Annotated in this window: 16 protein-coding genes and 2 pseudogenes; 9 read left to right on the top strand and 9 right to left on the bottom strand. The window is 55.7% G+C overall.

Annotated elements, in window-relative coordinates:
- Positions 1–91 precede the first annotated feature (91 nt).
- Complete coding sequence (gene hmpA / locus QOL82_RS01330) at positions 92–1,327, bottom strand: NO-inducible flavohemoprotein (protein WP_283440414.1); 1,236 nt, start codon at positions 1,325–1,327, stop codon at positions 92–94.
- Positions 1,328–1,914: 587 nt separating this feature from the next.
- On the opposite strand from hmpA, the gene QOL82_RS01325 reads away from it, so the two are divergent.
- On the top strand, positions 1,915–3,465 hold the full coding sequence (locus QOL82_RS01325; RefSeq protein ID WP_283440413.1) for a sensor domain-containing diguanylate cyclase: 1,551 nt from the start codon (positions 1,915–1,917) through the stop codon (positions 3,463–3,465).
- Positions 3,466–4,074: 609 nt separating this feature from the next.
- On the opposite strand, the gene QOL82_RS01320 is transcribed toward QOL82_RS01325, so the two are convergent.
- From QOL82_RS01320 to QOL82_RS01290, 7 genes are all read right to left on the bottom strand, one after another.
- Positions 4,075–5,268 carry an IS91 family transposase gene (locus QOL82_RS01320; protein WP_283440412.1) on the bottom strand — a complete coding sequence of 398 codons (1,194 nt, stop codon included), beginning with the start codon at positions 5,266–5,268 and terminating at the stop codon, positions 4,075–4,077.
- A gap of 9 nt (positions 5,269–5,277) precedes the next feature.
- Complete coding sequence (locus tag QOL82_RS01315; protein WP_283440411.1) at positions 5,278–6,153, bottom strand: tyrosine-type recombinase/integrase; 876 nt, start codon at positions 6,151–6,153, stop codon at positions 5,278–5,280.
- A 426-nt stretch (positions 6,154–6,579) separates the two neighbouring features.
- The gene (locus QOL82_RS01310) at positions 6,580–7,641 is read right to left on the bottom strand and encodes a DUF3644 domain-containing protein (RefSeq protein ID WP_283440410.1); all 1,062 of its coding nucleotides are present in this window, start codon (positions 7,639–7,641) and stop codon (positions 6,580–6,582) included.
- Between the two features lie 289 nt (positions 7,642–7,930).
- Positions 7,931–8,311, bottom strand: coding sequence for a KfrB domain-containing protein (locus tag QOL82_RS01305; protein WP_283440409.1), 381 nt, complete (start codon positions 8,309–8,311; stop codon positions 7,931–7,933).
- Between the two features lie 127 nt (positions 8,312–8,438).
- A complete protein-coding gene (locus QOL82_RS01300) occupies positions 8,439–8,726 on the bottom strand; it encodes a hypothetical protein (protein WP_283440408.1) in 288 nt (95 codons plus the stop codon).
- Positions 8,727–8,734: 8 nt separating this feature from the next.
- Positions 8,735–8,932, bottom strand: coding sequence for an MbcA/ParS/Xre antitoxin family protein (locus QOL82_RS01295; protein WP_283440407.1), 198 nt, complete (start codon positions 8,930–8,932; stop codon positions 8,735–8,737).
- Positions 8,933–9,163: 231 nt separating this feature from the next.
- The gene (locus tag QOL82_RS01290) at positions 9,164–9,589 is read right to left on the bottom strand and encodes a hypothetical protein (protein ID WP_283440811.1); all 426 of its coding nucleotides are present in this window, start codon (positions 9,587–9,589) and stop codon (positions 9,164–9,166) included.
- Here QOL82_RS01290 and QOL82_RS01285 point away from each other — a divergent pair.
- A pseudogene (locus QOL82_RS01285) lies at positions 9,549–10,133 on the top strand (arsenic resistance protein); the annotation flags it as partial. The gene QOL82_RS01290 and the pseudogene QOL82_RS01285 sit on opposite strands and share 41 nt — an antisense overlap.
- Before the next feature lie 17 nt (positions 10,134–10,150).
- Positions 10,151–10,867 carry an arsenical resistance protein ArsH gene (gene arsH / locus QOL82_RS01280; protein WP_283440406.1) on the top strand — a complete coding sequence of 239 codons (717 nt, stop codon included), beginning with the start codon at positions 10,151–10,153 and terminating at the stop codon, positions 10,865–10,867.
- Between the two features lie 236 nt (positions 10,868–11,103).
- Here the strand turns inward: arsH and QOL82_RS01275 are convergent, their stop codons facing one another.
- Positions 11,104–11,445 (bottom strand): hypothetical protein, encoded by a 342-nt coding sequence (locus QOL82_RS01275; RefSeq protein WP_283440405.1) that lies wholly within the window; start codon positions 11,443–11,445, stop codon positions 11,104–11,106.
- Between the two features lie 546 nt (positions 11,446–11,991).
- Between QOL82_RS01275 and QOL82_RS01270 the strand changes: the two genes are divergently transcribed.
- The 6 genes and pseudogenes from QOL82_RS01270 (at position 11,992) to QOL82_RS01250 (ending at position 17,508) form a co-directional block, all read left to right on the top strand.
- Complete coding sequence (locus QOL82_RS01270; protein WP_283440404.1) at positions 11,992–12,291, top strand: hypothetical protein; 300 nt, start codon at positions 11,992–11,994, stop codon at positions 12,289–12,291.
- The gene (locus QOL82_RS01265) at positions 12,291–13,031 is read left to right on the top strand and encodes a hypothetical protein (RefSeq protein ID WP_283440403.1); all 741 of its coding nucleotides are present in this window, start codon (positions 12,291–12,293) and stop codon (positions 13,029–13,031) included. Before QOL82_RS01270 ends, QOL82_RS01265 begins: the two co-directional genes overlap by 1 nt.
- A pseudogene (locus QOL82_RS29225) lies at positions 13,028–13,285 on the top strand (transposase); the annotation flags it as partial. The gene QOL82_RS01265 and the pseudogene QOL82_RS29225, both read left to right, overlap by 4 nt.
- Positions 13,286–13,423: 138 nt before the next feature.
- A complete protein-coding gene (locus QOL82_RS01260) occupies positions 13,424–14,296 on the top strand; it encodes a transposase (RefSeq protein WP_283440402.1) in 873 nt (290 codons plus the stop codon).
- 839 nt (positions 14,297–15,135) lie between these two features.
- The gene (locus QOL82_RS01255) at positions 15,136–16,062 is read left to right on the top strand and encodes a DMT family transporter (RefSeq protein WP_283440401.1); all 927 of its coding nucleotides are present in this window, start codon (positions 15,136–15,138) and stop codon (positions 16,060–16,062) included.
- 33 nt (positions 16,063–16,095) lie between these two features.
- A complete protein-coding gene (locus QOL82_RS01250) occupies positions 16,096–17,508 on the top strand; it encodes an MFS transporter (protein ID WP_283440400.1) in 1,413 nt (470 codons plus the stop codon).
- Positions 17,509–17,516: the final 8 nt, after the last annotated feature.

Genomic DNA, 17,516 nt, shown 5'->3' with positions numbered 1-17,516 from the left:
GCACTACAACTCTCGTAGCGCACAAGGCGCAGCAAGTGATCGCCGTTCTCTAAACAGCATCGTCACCCGCCCTGTGATCTTGCGGCCTGTTTCAGCCCAATGCCCGTTCCATCGCCTGTCGCGGCCCGAAGAATTCGAAGTGGACTTGTGCTGGCGGAATTCCCCGAGCAAGCAGTTCATGAAAGATATGCACCATGAAAGGCTGGGGTCCGCAGAAATAATAGTCTGCGTCGCGATTCGGCAGCAAGGACTCGATCAGCGCGGCATCGATCAGCCCCGTGCTGGCATTGCCGGTGCGTGCGATGCCTGGCTTGGCCGGGTCGCTGTAACGATAATGGAGCGTCAACCGCAAGTTCTTCTGCGCCAGCCCGTCGAGGGCGGAGCGGTATGCCTGGACGTCCTCATTCAGAATACCGTGTACGAGGATGATTTCGCGGTCCGGCATTGCCTCCAACGCGGCAAGCAGGATGCTCATCAACGGCGTAATACCGATACCCGCCGCCAGCAACATCAGTGGACGCTGATGCCTCTCGGTCACGTCAAGGAAAAATTCACCGCAGGGCGGCGCCAGCTCGATTTCCGATCCTACATTTACCGTAGCGTGGAGCAGGTTGGACACATAGCCTTGCGGCGTGTTCGCATCGGGCCCGTCTTCGCGCTTTACGCTAATGCGCAGCCATTCCATCCCGGGCTTGTCGGACAGGCTGTAATTGCGCATGGTTGTCTGGTTATTGGGAGCACCAACACGCACTGTCGTGTACTGACCTGGCTTGAATGCAGGAACCGGGGCACCATCCAAGGGTTGCAGGTAAAAGGATGTGATGTTGCTGCTTTCCCTTTCCTTCCTAATGACGCGGAAGGGCTTGAATCCTTCCCAGCCGCCCGGGCGCTGGGCATTGTCATGGTAAATCTGCCTTTCGCGTCCGATCAGGATGTTGGCCAGAAAGCCGTAAGCCTCGGCCCATGCATTGATTACTTCATCGGTGGCGCCGGCGCCCAGCACTTCCCGGATCGAAGCCAGCAGGTTTTCGCCCACAATTGGGTAATGTTCGGGCTTTATCAGCAGTGACGCATGTTTCTGGGCGATGAGCTCCACCGCGCCGCCAAGGACTTCTAAGTTATCAATGTTTGCCGCATAGGCGGTGATTGCCGCCGCGAGCGCGCGCTGTTGCTTTCCAGCGGTTTGGTTGGCCGGATTGAACAGGGGCGCAACTTCCGGGTTATGGGTAAACATCCGCTTATAAAAATGGCGGGTCAGCAATTCCCCGTGTTCTTCGAGGATGGCGGCAGTGGACTTGACGACCGCGATGGTGTGCTGGTTCAGCATGGATACTCCTTGAAAATGGGTTTCACAGGCGATTATGAAACTCCTTGCTTATATAAAACCCAAGATGAGTCGTAGAGCAATTCGCCGCAGCTGTTTTTTAACAATACTACCTATAGACCCCAGCCGACCGCTTGACGTTCCAACTCCCTTCTCCGCCTTCTCCTGCCGTTTCGAATCGGATATGCAGGTGACCGCATAGCCGGGAATGCCATGAGATAGCAGCAACTTTTCTACCGCGTAGGAAAGCATCGCCTGACCGGCTGGATTTCACTCCAAAGCCCAGCTATGAGGCTTGCTGACCAACGAAGGGCCGTACCCAACCCAAACTAGAAATACCGTTTTTACATCAGAACACCCGGAACGCGGCAGTAGCAGACGTTGGGAACAAACGTATCAAAGAATGCCGAGTTTCTGGCTCGCAAGCGCCTATATGGTGCGGTCAGGATTAACCAATTTTAATCAAATCGGCCTCGTCTTTTAATAAAGCACTTTTAGTCGGCTTTCTCACTAGAATGAAAAATAGTTTGTGCAGTATAAGTTTTCATTATTTTTGATGAATGACTTATTGGTTGCCGATGAGACTGACTATGTCTAGTATTTTTGCTCTCCTCCAGTACCTTGGTTTTTTTCGTCCGCGTACCGTCCGAACACTCGCAACGTTCTTTGTCGTCCTGGTTGTTCTATCCTTTATAGGTATGCAAGGCTGGAGCTTGCATCAGGCACGCAATGACAGAATTGAGAGTGCACGGGTGCAGACAGCTAACATGACGCGCGCCCTGGCGCAGCAAACCGATGACACCATTCGCGCCGCTGAAGTTGCGCTCGTCGGCGTAGTGCAAAGCCTGGAAACCGAGGGAGTCGATGCGACGACCCTAGCACGGGTTCAAACCCTCCTCCGACTAACTGTCGCTAAACTGCCTGCCCTGGATAGTGTGTCCTTCTATGACAGAAAAGGTCACGGAATCATTACGTCACGAACGCAGATCACCGGCAGTTTCAGTATTCCGGACCGGGATTATTTCAAGCACCATGCTGGCAGCCAAGATAGGGACATGCACATTGGCAGTCCGGTGCGCAGTCGCACCTCGGGGCGCTGGATCATGCCAGTGTCGCGTCGGGTCAACCAACCGAATGGCTTCTTTGCAGGTGTCGCTGTTGCTACCATCGATCTGGAGTACCTACAGGAATTTCACAATAGCTTTGATCTTGGGCGCGATGGCACCATATTCCTCCTGTCCAGTAGGGGCAAGATCATCGTGCGCCGACCATTTAGCGAAGCACAGATCAATGCGGATGCAAGCAAGGGCCCGGTATTCCAAACCTACTTAAATAAAGGAAAAGAAGGTAGCGCCGTGCTGACTGGATACATAGACGGCATTGAACGCATGTACAGCTACCAACATTTGGCCCACTACCCCGTCATCGCCGCCAGCGCAGTCGCCACGATGGATGTATTGGCAGACTGGCGCCGGGAGACGGTACGGGTATTGGGGGCAGGAGCGGTACTGCTCGCCGTACTAGGCTTGCTAGGACGCAAGCTCATCCAGCTGATTGGAGAGCGGGAACAAGCTCAGCGTGAACTGCGCAAGGCAAAAACATCTCTGGAGAAGATGAACCAGTCCCTTGAGCGATTGACGCTGCTGGATAGCCTGACCGGCTTGGGTAACCGGCGCCTATTCGACACGGTACTCACGGAGGAGTTCGATCGAGCCAAGCGTACAGCGACTTTCCTGGCGTTGATCATGATCGACGTCGATTACTTCAAGCGCTACAACGACTTGTATGGGCATCCGGCCGGGGACGCTTGCCTGCAGCAGCTCGGCGAGACGCTGATGGAAGCGGCTTGCCGGCCCGGCGATGTGGCGGTGCGCTATGGCGGAGAGGAAATGGCCGTGCTGCTTCCAGACACCGATGTAGAAGGTGCAGTTGCCATGGGAGAGCGTTTTCGTCATGCGGTTCTGACGCGCGCAATTGCACACGGCGGCAGTCCTGAGGACGTGGTGACGGTCAGTATTGGTGCTGCCGCATGCCTTCCCGACCAAGATGATTCGTCGTGCAAATTGTTGCTCCAGTCAGCCGACAAGGCATTGTACGCCGCTAAAGCGGGCGGACGTAATCAAGTTTGCATGGCTACCTGAACACTGCGGTATTCGCAGTTTCACTCCCGTTTCTCGTGTTCATTGCCGCCGCGCCACTAGGCCTCAGCCTGGGAGTTGCTTTGATCCTTGCCGGACGCGACGTAGCGCATCTTGCGGTGGCTTAGCAAAGCACATTTGCATTTCGCTAGCGACATGAGTGATTTCCAAGTGCTTAAGCCGCTGGGCAAATATGAAGATCTGCTCCTGCATTTAAAGCAGTCTTTCTTCTTTGACGACTGAAAGACGGCTTCTGTTTAGGGTTGTACGATGCCTGCCCTTACCGTAGGACGGGCGAGACACAGTGAAGCCAAGCGGGCAGGCGTCGTACAACCCTCAAGGGAGGAAACCGCGGAATGCTCCGGCACGGTCGGGGCAGCGGTGATCGTTATGGGGTTTGGATGCGCGGAGTCGGGTTGAGCGCGCCGATCCGGCAGGCACATCGCACAGCGCGGTCACACTCATTCCCGATGACTGGTTGATTCCGCTGCATTATTTGGCGTTGGACACGGCTGGAGACGGTGCTTTTGCGGCGTAAGGCGACGCCTTGCCCTATCGACGGCAACCGACACAGAAGCGACGAGCGGGTTGAACAGAGAAAGAGGCCTTGGGTCATGCCGGGCCTCGTGACCGCGGCGGCGCACGGATTGGCTGGTGGCGCACGACGGTCTCAACGATGCGCATCGCCGCACCACAGCACGGGCACACGAATGTCGGCTGGATTAATTCAGCCGACCCCGCCTGCGGCGCTTCCCTGGCCGCAGGCGCTTCGCACCCCAGCAGCGCACGTACCCGCGCAAGGTTCGCCCGGCGCCCGGCATTGGCCAGCAGCCCGTAGTGACGGATGCGGTGAAAGCCGCCAGGCAGGACATGCAGCAGGAACCGGCGCATGAACTCGGGCGCCTCCAGCGTCATGGTCTTGTAACGCGTCCTTCCGCTGGCACGGTAATCCTTCCAGCGGAACGTAATGCCGCGCTCGTCCATGGCAACCAGGCGCTGGTTGGAAATGGCCACCCGATGCGTATAGCGCGACAGATAAGCCAGTACCGCCGCCGGCCCGGCGAAGGGGCGTTTGGCATAGACCACCCACTCGCACTGGCGCAGCGGCGCGAGCCAGTCGGAGAAGGCTGTCGCATCGGCCAGCGCGGCATGTTCACCGAAGAACTGCAGCTGGCCGCGATCATGGGCCCGGCCGAGTTCCTCGAGGAAGCGTCGTCGGAACAGCCGCGAGAGCACGCGCACCGGCAGGAAGAAGCCACGCCTGCAGGCGACCCAACGTTCCCCGTCCGACGACAGCCCGCCGCCGGGGACGATGCCGTGGACGTGGGGATGGTGCGTCAGCGCCGAACCCCAGGTGTGCAGCACCAGGGTGGCGCCGATTTGTGCGCCCAGGTGCCGCGGATCGGCGGCAATGGTGCGCAGGGTTTCGGCAGCGATGTCGAACAGCAGACCGTACATCACCGCCTTGTTGGCATAGGCAATCGCGCTGATCGGGGCAGGCAAGGTGAACACCACATGGTAATACTCCACCGGCAGCAACTCGGCCTGACGGGCGTCGAGCCAGCGTCGGGCGGCGCTTGCCTGGCACTTCGGACAATGCCGGTTGCGGCAGGAATTGTAGGCAACCTCGACCTGCTCGCAGGCGTCGCAGCGCAGCACATGGCCGCCCAGCGCCGCGGTGCGGCACTGTTCGATGGCCGACATGACCTTGCGCTGACCCAGGCTCAGGTGAGCATGCTGCGCCTGGCGCCAGGCCGGCCCGTGGGCGCGGAAGATATCCGCGACTTCCAGGCCAGGCGCGCCCATGGCCAGGACCTACCCGGGCCGCACGGCCTCCAGCGGACTAACCACTTCCCGCAGTATGTCGGTGGCGACCTGGGCATAGAGCGCCGTGGTCTCAAGCTTCTTGTGCCCGAGCAAGACCTGGATCACGCGGATATCGACCTTCTGCTCCAGCAGGTGCGTTGCAAAACTGTGGCGTAGCGTGTGCATCGAGACCCGCTTGTCGATCCGGGCAGCTTCTGCGGCGGCATGGATGGCGCGGTTCAGTTGACGGGTACTAAGCGGCTCGATCGGATTCATGCCGGGAAACAGCCAGCCGCCATCGAGCATCTTGCCCTGTGCGCGGGCCACGCGCCACCAAACGCGCAGGCGCTCGAGCAGCACCGGCGGGAGCATCGCGTAGCGATCCTTGTGGCCCTTGCCCTGCTCGATACGCAGGGTCATGCGCTGACTGTCGATGTCGCTGACCTTGAGCGAAATGACTTCGCTGGCGCGCAACCCGGCACCGTAGGCAACAGAAAGCGCCGTCTGATGCTTGAGGTTGCCGGCGGCAACGATCAGACGGCTCACTTCCTCGCGGCTGAGCACAACCGGCAGGGTGCGCGGAACACGCACCGGCTGCATCCTTGCCATCAGCCCGGCCTGGTCGGCCGTGATGGCAAAGAAGAACTTCAGCCCCGTGATCGCCGCATTGAGCGAGACCGGCGAGGTGCCATGGTCGACCAGGTGCAACTGATAGCGCCGCAAATCCTCGACGGTGGCCGTGTCAGGCGAACGCCCCAGATAGCCCGCAAACTGCCGTACGGCGCGAAGGTAGTGAGCCTGGGTCTTGGGGGAAAGTTTGCGCATCCGCATGTCGTCGATCATGCGTTGGCGCAGCGGTGAAATGGCTTGAGTCGATGGGGTCATGGCTCTGCTCCTGTCGGAAACGAGGCGGATTGCCTCGTTTCCAGCATAGGAAACAGCCACGCTGTGCTTCTGTCTCAATTACCGGCACCGGCGCGCAGCCTCCTACCGCGCGAGCGGTTTAGTCCTCTGGCCGATCTCGGTCTGATAAGTAACTGGTGCTATATACCCATAGCGGGCTAACCGGCGCCGGCTATGAACGGTCGCTGTGCCGTACCAGTAATAAACCATTTTGACAGACTCGCGAGAGTCAAACTCAAGCCAATGTAGGGTTGATTTGCACACAGAATAGAAACCGTGTGTGACGTCAAGATAATCTTCCGGAACTGGGGGGAATGTAATCGATAATTCTTTTGGCGGCGGTTTTTACAGGCGCATCGTGCAATGTCTTACGAGCCTTAATGTCAGCCTGAACCGACGAATTGGAGTTCAGGCAGCGGCATTTGCCCGGTATTCTCTCCATATAGATTCGACATCAATTCCAGATGCAAGCGATTCCCTGATTTTGGTTTTTGCGTTGTCTGAAAATTGGGAAAACTTGCTTTGACCAAACACGAAGACATGCATGCATTTCTCGTCCCCGTCAATATCTAATTTCCACCGCATCGCCTTTGCTTTCGCCGTAGTGAGGCCTACTGTCTCGGCAAGAGATGAAGCATTCATATGGAATTTCTTGCGTAGATCGACTTCTCTAATTGCCGCTGCTGCATTGGGGTCATCGCCGCCAACAAACCGGACTGGGGCGCCATCTTTTTTCGAAAAATGAACCTTAAGCGTGACTCCTTCACCGGTCAGACTGGTCGAAATTGTTGTCAATCGCGGAAATACCTTGTCAATTTCCTCTCCAGCTTTGATAGCCTTTTCAATACGGTCGATGTCCTTTTCACTCACTTCCACCTCGTCCGCAACTATCGCTTCCATGGCGAGCAAAGACCGAATGCGCGCTTGGGCCTCGTCGCGGTGACGTTTCCCAGGAGCCAAGAGACCCTTAATGAGGGCAAACTCTTTGTCAACCAAGAACAGGAGATCGCCAGGGGGTGTTGTTGAAACAGGAAGCACTCTTGTCGGAATGTGACTGTGCAGATCGGTGCCAAGCTGCCGTTGCAGAAAGGCATCAAATGCAGTCACCAGTGCACGGGTGTGCATGTACAGCAAGTCTTCAGAAACGAATATATACCAGTGCTGGCTCGCGTCTCTTAGAGCATTGACAGCTCGCATAACGCCAGCTTCCTCGGTGGTAAGTGCGGCATGTTGCATGCAGAGCCGGATGCATTTCTCGAAACCAATAGACATACCGGCTTCTTTGTCGAACACCGGTACTCGCTTCTGCACCAGTACAGCCTTCAGCAACATTTCACTGGCATGCTGAAGATGGAGAAGCGTTGTGCAAATCCGTCCTTCTTCTTCGAATGAGTTAAATGCAGTCATGGCGATCTTGAGAGACGCGATAGACTTTTGCTGGAGAGTGCGTGCATCACGTAAAAGCTTCATTTTTTTATTCTTTCAAAGAAGCAATATTATAATCATTGCAGCCTCGAAAGATACACTGGCTGCATTACTTGGGGCATTTATGAATGCATTTATATTGCATACGAGGACTATGCATTGAAATATGCGACGGAGGTTACGGGCGTCTCGACGACGTTAATACCTTCGCATAAGGCCGCTAATGATATTTCCACCGGCCTGATGGCCCCGCTGACTTTTCTAAAGAAAGTAAGCCGCATCACATAGAAACGATATTCTGGACTACGACAGCAGTTTTATAAGTTCAGCGCAGCTATTTACGGGTGGGTTTTCTGGAAGATTTAGAAACAATTGCCTGCTCGTTCTCGTATCGGATTTTGCAAGACGCGCCTATCTCTGGTAAGTCCCGGAAATTTTCCTGATCATGCCATACAAAGTTCTGACCAGTCTGTTGATATACGAATTGATTATCGGCATAAAGGATTATCCCGTCGTGCGCTTTGGTTTTATCTGCCGGAATAGCCAAGTAAATGTTGTAGATGCCTGGTTTAATTGCTCCGGCTTTGTCGACTTTATCTACTATCCATTGCCCAGCATGCTTGCTCTGTAGAAGCCGATACCCATTCAGCACGAGAAGACGTTGCATCGTAGATCTGTTTATTTTAGGGAGCCAGAAAAGGCGAAAGCCGGTCATGGACCGGCCTTCTAATCGCTTACCGGAATGCAGTAAATTGGTGAACTCGGGTTCTAAGTGAAGATTTACGGCGCACGGAGATACTCAACTGTGTCAGCGAGCAGGCGGTACTGCCGCCGGAACCAGATCAATCAATCCTTTTTTTCGTTTTTTCTTGAAATGTTGGATCAGTATCCATTTTCTCATTGAGTTCGATCATCTCTTGTCCGAGGTTCTCGAGCGCAATATCGATTTGGTCTGGCAAGTCAGGTAAGAGATCACGGTGATACCGGAGATGGTCTATAGCACTGGCAAGCGGGCGATACCGCGGCCGGTCTGGCGTATCCGGTAAAAACGAAAGATTCGGATATAGTTCAGCCATAGTTTTTTGCTTCTCGGCAATTTCCGACCCTGGCTTTGAGTTTTTTGACGGCATGATTTTACCTATACATATACGCAGTATTCGATTTGCAAAAGCAAATCATAGACCTGCTGCCTGCCAGTCTCAGTCAGCATCACATCGATCGGAATACGGTAGTCCAGACCGCGTGCCGGACTCTCAAGCCAACGCTGCGCCTCGTCTGCGCCACCTAAGACGTACGCCGCCTTCGTACGAATTTCTTCGCTATGCATGATGTACATTCGATAAGTTGCTGTATTAACACCTTTTCACGCTATCTTGGTTTCAGTATAAGCCGCTTTGTTGGTGACGGCTTGCAGCGCCTCAAATCCTACAGAAAGCTCATTCGCATCGTTCGTCAGATTGAAGCGCCGCGCCTCACTTATGACTGGAAGACCTGCTCCAGGCGCCTTATGCGCTCCTAAAGATTTCTGGCGTGATCAGCTTTATCGGTGCGGCGCTCCTCTGGCAGGTTAGCCACCACTGCTCCTGCAACAGTGGCACCTGTGTTGCGCCATGTCCATCAGCATAGGGCCACCTGTCTTCGAACCGCAGCAAAGTAAAATCCCTCCGAAGCCAAAGAAATAGTCAGCAATGTTGCGAACACGGCTTTCGACGATACCTCTGCCTCCACCAGCACCGCAATGACGAGCGGGCCGGCAGCCTGCGCCATCAACAGTGGGCCTGCCAGAGCGCCGGCTATCGCGCCGTAGTTCTCTCGTCCAAAGAGCTTTTTGGGGAACCGTGCCACGGACGATAGTCAAGATGCCATTGTTAAACCCATACAAGTCGCAAAACGCGGCTACCACCCATTGCTCTATGCCGAGGAACAGCAACACGGCCAAAGCAGCGGGCAGCACCTTGTCGCAAGTGGCGCTCAATGATTCCATCATGATCATCGCCTTTGCTCCGCTAGTGGCGTTGCTCCTCGGCTTGTCCGCAATCACCGTGCCGTGGGATACGCTCATCACATCAGTGGTGCTGTATATCGTGATTCCGGTAATCCTGGCTCAGGTGCTGCGCAAGATGCTTTTGGCAAAAGGGTCAGGCAGTCTGGAACGGGCTGTGGCAACACTGGGGCCTTATTCGATTTCTGCGCTGCTGCTAACACTTGTGCTGCTATTTGCGTTTCAGGGCGAGGCCATTACCAGGCAACCGGCCGTCATCGCCATCCTGGCCGTGCCGATTCTGATTCAGGTATTTATCAACTCCGGGCTAGCGTATCTATTGAACCGCAAGCTCGGCGTCGCGCACTGTGTCGCGGGGCCGTCCAGCTTGATTGGCGCGTCCAATTTCTTTGAACTTGCCGTGGCAACGGCCATCAGCCTGTTCGGCTTTCAGTCCAGCGCGGCGCTTGCCACTGTTGTCGGCGTATTAATTGAAGTGCCTGTCATGCTGCTAGTGGTTGCAATCGTCAACCGCTCGCAACACTGGTACGAAGCAAAGGTTCAAATCCTCCCATGTCACTACACAACTTGCCCAATCTCACAGAAGACCTGTTTGCCGTCCCGACCCGATCGGATTTCGCCAACGTCGCTACTTCGACGCATGCTCCCCGCTTTCACTTGCTGTACGGTTCGTTGCGGGAACGATCATTCAGCCGGCTGCTGACACAGGAAGCCGCCCACCTGCTTGAAGCGATGGGAGCAGAAGTGGAGATTTTCGACCCAAGCGGCTTGGCGCTGCCGGATGACGTGCCAGAGAGTCATTCGAAAGTCCAGGAACTACGCAAGCTTGCACAGTGGGCCGAAGGCATGGTCTGGTGCTCCCCGGAGCGCCATGGCGCGATGACGGGCATCATGAAAGCACAGATCGATTGGATCCCGCTGTCCATCGGCGCTGTCCGGCCAACCCAGGGCAAAACACTGGCGGTAATGGAAGTCTCTGGCGGCTCACAGTCTTTCAATGCGTTGAACCAGATGCGCGTGCTGGGAAGATGGATGCGTATGATCACGATCCCTAATCAGTCGTCTGTCGCCAAGGCCTTCATGGAGTTTGATGAAAATGACCGAATGAAGCCATCGGCTTACTATGACCGCGTTGTTGATGTGATGGAAGAACTGTACAAGTTTACGTTGCTGACCCGCGATATCGCGCCGTTCCTGGTGGACCGCTACAGTGAACGCAAGGAAAGCGCAGAAGAGCTTTCAAAACGGGTGAATCAACGGTCCATCTGACAGTGCACCTAGGAATATACAAATCCGTCATGAGAGCCAACAAAATTGCGCCTGTGAAATTATAGGAAATTATAGTCCATTATAGTTTAATTATTGTTTTAGCAACTTCTTTGCAACGGTAGCGAAGAGCAAATGGCTGAGAAAATAGGTTTCAAGTAAGTCAACACGCTTTAGTGAAAGCCGGCGCTTATTAGCTGCCTATGAGCATGATTCATGCAAATCAGCAGCGCTCCCCATCATGTGGCATCCGGATTATTAACATCATGAAGGCTACAACGCAGACTTTCGGGAAGCGCCAGCCAGACCGTTAAGGCGGCAGGACATGCCTCGTATGCCTCGTCGGGTGCGAGTAGCGAGCTGTCATCGCCGAGGCTCCAACATTGAAATCCGAGCGTAGACGGCCGTACGACAAAATACATCTTGCCATGTTCGTCCTCTAGCCACCCTTTCGCCAGATAGTTGAATGCCCGCTCATCGGAAAGCTTTTCGTATTTAAAATGTACATCAAAGCGTACGGCATGGCTCAGCATGAGGTTTCGTTCATAACTGGCATTTAAAACGACTGTGCGACGCATCATTCTTTCCGAGTCCTCGAATAATCACGGGCCTCGTTTATTGTCAAAAGTGTTGCCTCAAGCACAGCTAACGTTTCTAAAATAAATTCGACGTTGCAAGTTGAATCAATCGTTAGTTTCTCTTTTAAATGACGAACATTGCTTTGCAGAACATGCTCCACAGAAGATATGCCTGACCGCATGCGAGTCCATTCATTCATAACATTACTGTATATATAAACAGTATTTGCAAGTTGGCGAGTATCAATCGTAGCTGTTATCGAATTTCCTGGTAAAAATATTCGTTCTGCATACTTGAAAACGAAGGTTCCAGTTCAATTTCGTAAACCGGAGAGTTGAACACTGGAAATTTTGTTGCAATTGCGTGGCAATTCAACTTTCATCCAGACAACATCCGTCAGGTGAGTCCGTTGACATTTCACAATATCAGAATGCCTCATACTGTATATATATACAGTATTAAAACTACCATTAATTGCCACTCATTTAACATCAGAGGCGACTAATTTACGTATTTTCGTAAATGTTCGTTCCCAAGGAGACATTCCCATGCGCGTCGAGATCCGTCCTATTTACTACTCTGGCAAGCCCCTGCCTAAGGCACAGCGCTTGAAGGAACCGGCACACCGCGGGAAGTTGTCCATTGTGGAAAACAGAATTCATGCCCATGGTCGAGTAGTGACCTGTGCCAAGCTGACCAGCGCAACGGATGGAATTGCGACGACGCTGCTACCAGAGTTGACTGACGTACATATCCTTTGGTTGGACGGCGATCAAATCCGCTTACGTGGAAATGAACAAATCGACGGCGTGGAATTTGCGCAAACTTGGGACATCAGGGTGATCTGATGCTTAGAGTTTTCATTCACGTTGGCGGCCTCCATACTGTGACCCGATACACGCAACGCGCCTGGATCGATATCGGATATGAAAAGTTGGCTCCAGTTGCCGACTACAAAACGGTGCTTTTCCAAGCTGGGTTCGGCGCGTCTATCCCTGCGCCGATCTTTCGCTACCCACGTTGGTCGGCTAGTTTGTGGGATTTGACTTCCCGTTCAATCGTTCTGGGCCTTCGCACGGACCTTGATTGTCTCGATGAAGTCGTGCCACCGATCGAACATCAAACAAAGCGATTTGCTTATGCCAAGCAAATGTGTGCGCTTATTGAGCATGCGGGTCCCAGAGCTCAGAGCCTTACTACGCTGGCGACTGTTCAAATCGATCAGGTTGGCCGTACACGCGGGCTGTACGTGGCGCGCTTTGACGAGCACACGATGGCGCGCCATGTGACTGGGCCTTTTGTTTTCCGTCCCGACTATCTGCGACCTGCAGAACTGCTTCTGCACGCCTGTCTTATACGATTGAATGGATGCGTGGAAATGCCAGCTCGGCCGGCGCTTTGCATCCCTGATCCAATTGAGAAAAACGGCCAACGATTTGTTCCAATCCATCGGTTAGTCGAGCCTGCAAGGACTGGTTTTGTAAGCTGGTTGCTTCGTCGCAATACAGCACCCGTTGAACATCCCGGCGCGCATCTTGGCATTGCGCACGAATCTCTGTACACCACCTTTTTAAACGAGGCAGTATGACTACTCAATCAGAAGGTGCGAAAAAAGAAAGCTCGACGCGCCACCCCCGGGCTCGGTCAGGTTCCGCCGCATGGCACATGTCACGCGAAGCCGTTTCAATATCAGTCCCAGACATTGTGAAGGCCACCGATAGGCAGTGCTTGGATGTTCTAGTACAGGTACGCTTCGGCTCGTGGGACACCGTTTCCTGCCCGCATTGCGGCACGGTTAGCAAGCATTATTGGCGACCACTGGAAAAACGCTGGAAATGCGCTGGTTGCGGTAGCACTTTCAGCGTCACCTCCGGAACTATATTCGCGCGACGGAAGAAGTCGTACCAGTACATCCTTTCGAGCGTTTTGATGTGGGTAAATTCTGCAGCAGGCCAGTCTGCCCTTGAGCTCAAAAGGCACATGGACACTACCTACAACACCGCGTTTACCTTACAGCACAAAATACGCGAAGCATTGGTCCGGGGCTATAACGTAGGACTGATGAACGGGGACGTTGAAATGGATGGCGCTCATCAGTCGGGCTGGCGTGCAGATGAGAAGCGGGGTAAACCGCAAGGATCGCGTCCGGTTCAATCAGATGCCGATCCATTTGCTCTGACTGAAATAATGTTGACGCAAACTGGCAAAAACGCGGCCCGAAAAAAAGCAAAAAACAGTGGACCTATCAATCCAGAATTCGGTAATCGATTTCCCAAAGATCGAAGAATCTTATTCGCAATTCGAAAACGCTCGGGGGTTCGGGGAAAGGGGGCATGTGCAACACGGGTAGCGATCGGACTAACCGAGACTTCGCCGGTGGTGAAAGCGGTTCTGAACGATTTTGTCGCAATGCCAGAAAGCTACCTGAACACGGATTCGTCACCTGCCTATACTGAGCTTGGCAAGGAATTTCGTATGCATCGGACAGTTGAGCACGCTAAAGAACTGAGTGGCCCAAACGGCGAAAATAACAACCAGGCGGAGGAGCTGAATGCCCGCTTCGACAGGGCAGAGAAAGGCATATACCTCAACATTGAGCCGAAATATATGCTGGACTATGCCGTTGAAACCTCGTTCCGTTCAGATACCCGTCGCCTGCCCAATGGTGAACAACTAAAGTTGGCGATGTGCGTAGCCTTGAACGTCGGGGAATCGGAGTTCTGGAAAGGGTTCACTCATGGGCATCATCGCAAGATTGAACTGCTACACCCGCACCCGCAGCCTGCGCATGCAAGTGGTCCAATGAAAGGACGGCATCCGATTTCCAGCGCCAACGGCCGACCTCCCCGGTAAGGCCGTATAACACATCGTGTACGCGCTCAACCTCGCCCTTCGCCAAAAGGGCCTTGATCGTGTTTCTAAGAGAATTATCCTGCCAGCGTTTCTTTTCTCGCCACGTCAGGAATGACATCTGGAAGTGTATTTGCACTCGCCATACAATTTCAGTTGTCGTGATTTCGTCTGGCCAAGCACTTTGAATAATCCGTCTTATTTCTTCCCCTAAAGCCCCGCGCTTTCCATATCGACCTTGCCATGCGTGTATTGGCTCGATCAAGCCAGGATCAAGGCGTTCATCAAACCGTTCAATTAAACGATCACAAGCCGCGAGATCGTGTTCGGCCCTCGCTAGCTTCTCTCCAATCTCCTCATGGAGTTTCTTGAAGCGTTGAGCATCACCCGCAGCGCGAGCCCGGGTTTCAGCAAGTCCTTTTAAATATGATGGTGTTTTGCGCATAACATATCATTCTATTTTTGGTCAATAGAACAATATAAAACACAAAATTCTGACGAAAACCCATTCTTGGATATCAATTTGATAACTAAAATGGGTTTTGGGTCATTTGCGTAGTAACACCCTGGCCGCGGCGGCTTATGACACGCGGCATGGATGTTTCTTTTCTGCACATTGCTTCATCCCACTAAGTGCCAGGCCAGTGCCAACATGCCGGAAACACTCGAACGTCGCGCCAGCAACGCGCCCTGGAGTTGCATGGCTGCCACACAAGCTCGCCTGGCGGGCATTCTTTACACCGACGGCCGCAAATCAAATTATTTCCTCATGTTATAAAATCCAGAACCCTCCCCATACCGGAATCGTCGCCTCCCATGCCGAACCCGCCATCCGTGCAGCCATGACCCAGGGCCGTCCGCGCGATGACGCCGGCGTTCTCATTCAGAGCCGCAATGCGCAGCTGATGCTGACCGGCGCCATGCTGCTATGGGGGCTGAACATTCCCGCCATCAGGCTTCTTGCAAGCAGGTTCGACCCGGTCATGCTGGCCGCGCTGCGCATGCTGTGCGCCTGCTGCGTGTTTGCGCTGATCGCGCTGCGCCGCAACGGGCAGCTGCCGCACATCGCCCGGGGACACTGGGGACTGGTGTTTGTCTGCAGCTTGCTGATGGTGTACGGGAACCAGATCTTTTTCACCGGCGGCATGGCGCTCACGACGGCAACCAATACCGCGCTGATTGTCGCGCTTGGGCCGCTGATATCGTCGCTGCTCGCGGCGCTGGTGTTCCGGGAACGGCTTGGCGCGGCCAGCATCATCGGCATCGCGCTGGGCCTGGTCGGGGTCGGGGTGGTGGTGTTGCAGCGGCCCGGGGCCGGGCTGGGACGGGCGGGCCTCGGCGACGCAATGATAGGGGCGTCGGTGTTCAGCTTCGCCATCGGCGGCGTGCTGGTGCAGCGCCTTGCCCGGCGGCTCGACGCGATCGCGATCAGCTGGGGCATCTACACGATGGGCACCGTGCTGCTGATCCTGCATGCGTGCGTTGCCGGCTTCGACACCCGCATCTTCGCATCCGGCGCGGGCACATGGAGCCTGCTGCTGTTTTCAGGCATTGCCGCGACCGCGATCGGCAATCTGATCTGGAACCGTTCCATCGGCTTGCTCGGCATCAGCCGGACCGCGCTTTATCTCAACTGGGTGCCGCTGTTCGCGATTGCATTCGCCGTGCTGTTTCTCGGCGAGCCGATGAGCTGGTGGCTGGTGCTGGGATTCGCCTGCGTCGTCTCCGGCACCTGGATAGGAACGATGCGGCGCAGACAGGCCGTTTGAACCTGCGTGGGCAAGCGCAAGGAGGAGCATGAGATGGACCGCAGCGTGAGCAACATACCGGCCCGCATCGACCGACTGCCGTGGTCGCGCTGGCATTGGCGAGTCGTCATGGCGCTGGGCATTGCCTGGGTGCTCGACGGGCTGGAAGTGACGTTGATCGGCTCGATCGGCGGCATCCTCGAACGCAGCGACACGCTGGCGCTCAGCGCGGCGCAGGTGGGCTGGACCGGCTCGGTCTACATCGCCGGGGCGGTGCTGGGTGCGCTGGTGTTCGGCCGGCTGACCGACAGGCTCGGCCGCAAGCGGCTGTTCATGATCACGCTGGCCGTCTACATGCTGGCGACGCTGGCGACCGCCTTTTCCACCGGCTTCGTCTTCCTGTCGATCTGCCGCTTCATCACCGGGCTGGGCATAGGCGGCGAATATGCGGCGATCAATTCCGCCATCGACGAACTGATCCCGGCGCGGGTGCGCGGCCGGGTCAACCTGCTGATCAATGGCAGTTTCTGGATAGGCGCCGCACTGGGCGCAGGCCTCAGCCTCGTCGTCCTCGACCCGCGTGTGCTGGGACCGGCGCTGGGCTGGCGCGCCTGCTTCATCGCCGGCGGCGTGATGGCGCTGGCGATCGTGCTGGTGCGGCGCCATGTGCCGGAAAGCCCGCGCTGGCTGCTGATGCACGGCAGGAAGGAGGAAGCCGAACGCATCGTCGCGCAGATCGAGGCGGAGGTCGAGCGGGAGCATGGCGCGCTGGAACCGGTGCACAGCGGCGGACATGCGCATGGCGAGGGCATGCCCGGCCTGCGCCAGGTCGCTGCCGTGCTGCTGCGGCACTACCGGATGCGCAGCGTGGTGGTGCTGTCGATGATGGTCGCGCAGGCGTTCGTCTACAACGCCATCTTCTTCACCTATGCGCTGGTGCTGACCCGTTTCTACCAGGTGCCGGACAACCGCGTCGCGCTGTACATCTTCCCGTTCGCGCTCGGCAACGTGCTGGGCCCGGTGCTGCTCGGCCCGCTGTTCGACAGCGTCGGCAGGCGGAGGATGATCTCGCTGACCTATATCCTGAGCGGGATCGGCCTGGCGCTGACCGGCTGGGCCTTCATGCAGGGCTGGCTGACGGCCTTCACGCAGGCGCTGTGCTGGAGCGTGGTGTTCTTCGTTGCCTCGGCCGCCGCGAGTTCGGCCTACCTGACCGCCAGCGAGGTATTCCCGATGCAGATGCGGGCGCTGGCCATCTCGATCTTCTATGCGATAGGCACGGGCACCGGCGGCTTCATCGCGCCGGTGCTGTTCGGCTGGCTGATTGCCAGCGGCGACCGCGCCAACGTGGCGATGGGTTATGCGGCAGGCGCTGTGCTCGCCATCCTGGCCGGGCTGCTGGTGCGCAGCCACGCGGTCGATGCCGAGCGCAGGCCGCTGGAGGAAATCGCGCCGCTGCCGCGCTGAACGGCAGC

Source organism: Noviherbaspirillum suwonense, from assembly GCF_900182955.1.
Taxonomy (GTDB): domain Bacteria; phylum Pseudomonadota; class Gammaproteobacteria; order Burkholderiales; family Burkholderiaceae_D; genus Noviherbaspirillum_A; species Noviherbaspirillum_A suwonense.
Note: the sequence above shows the minus strand (reverse complement) of the source record. Positions and strands in the feature narration are given on the sequence as shown.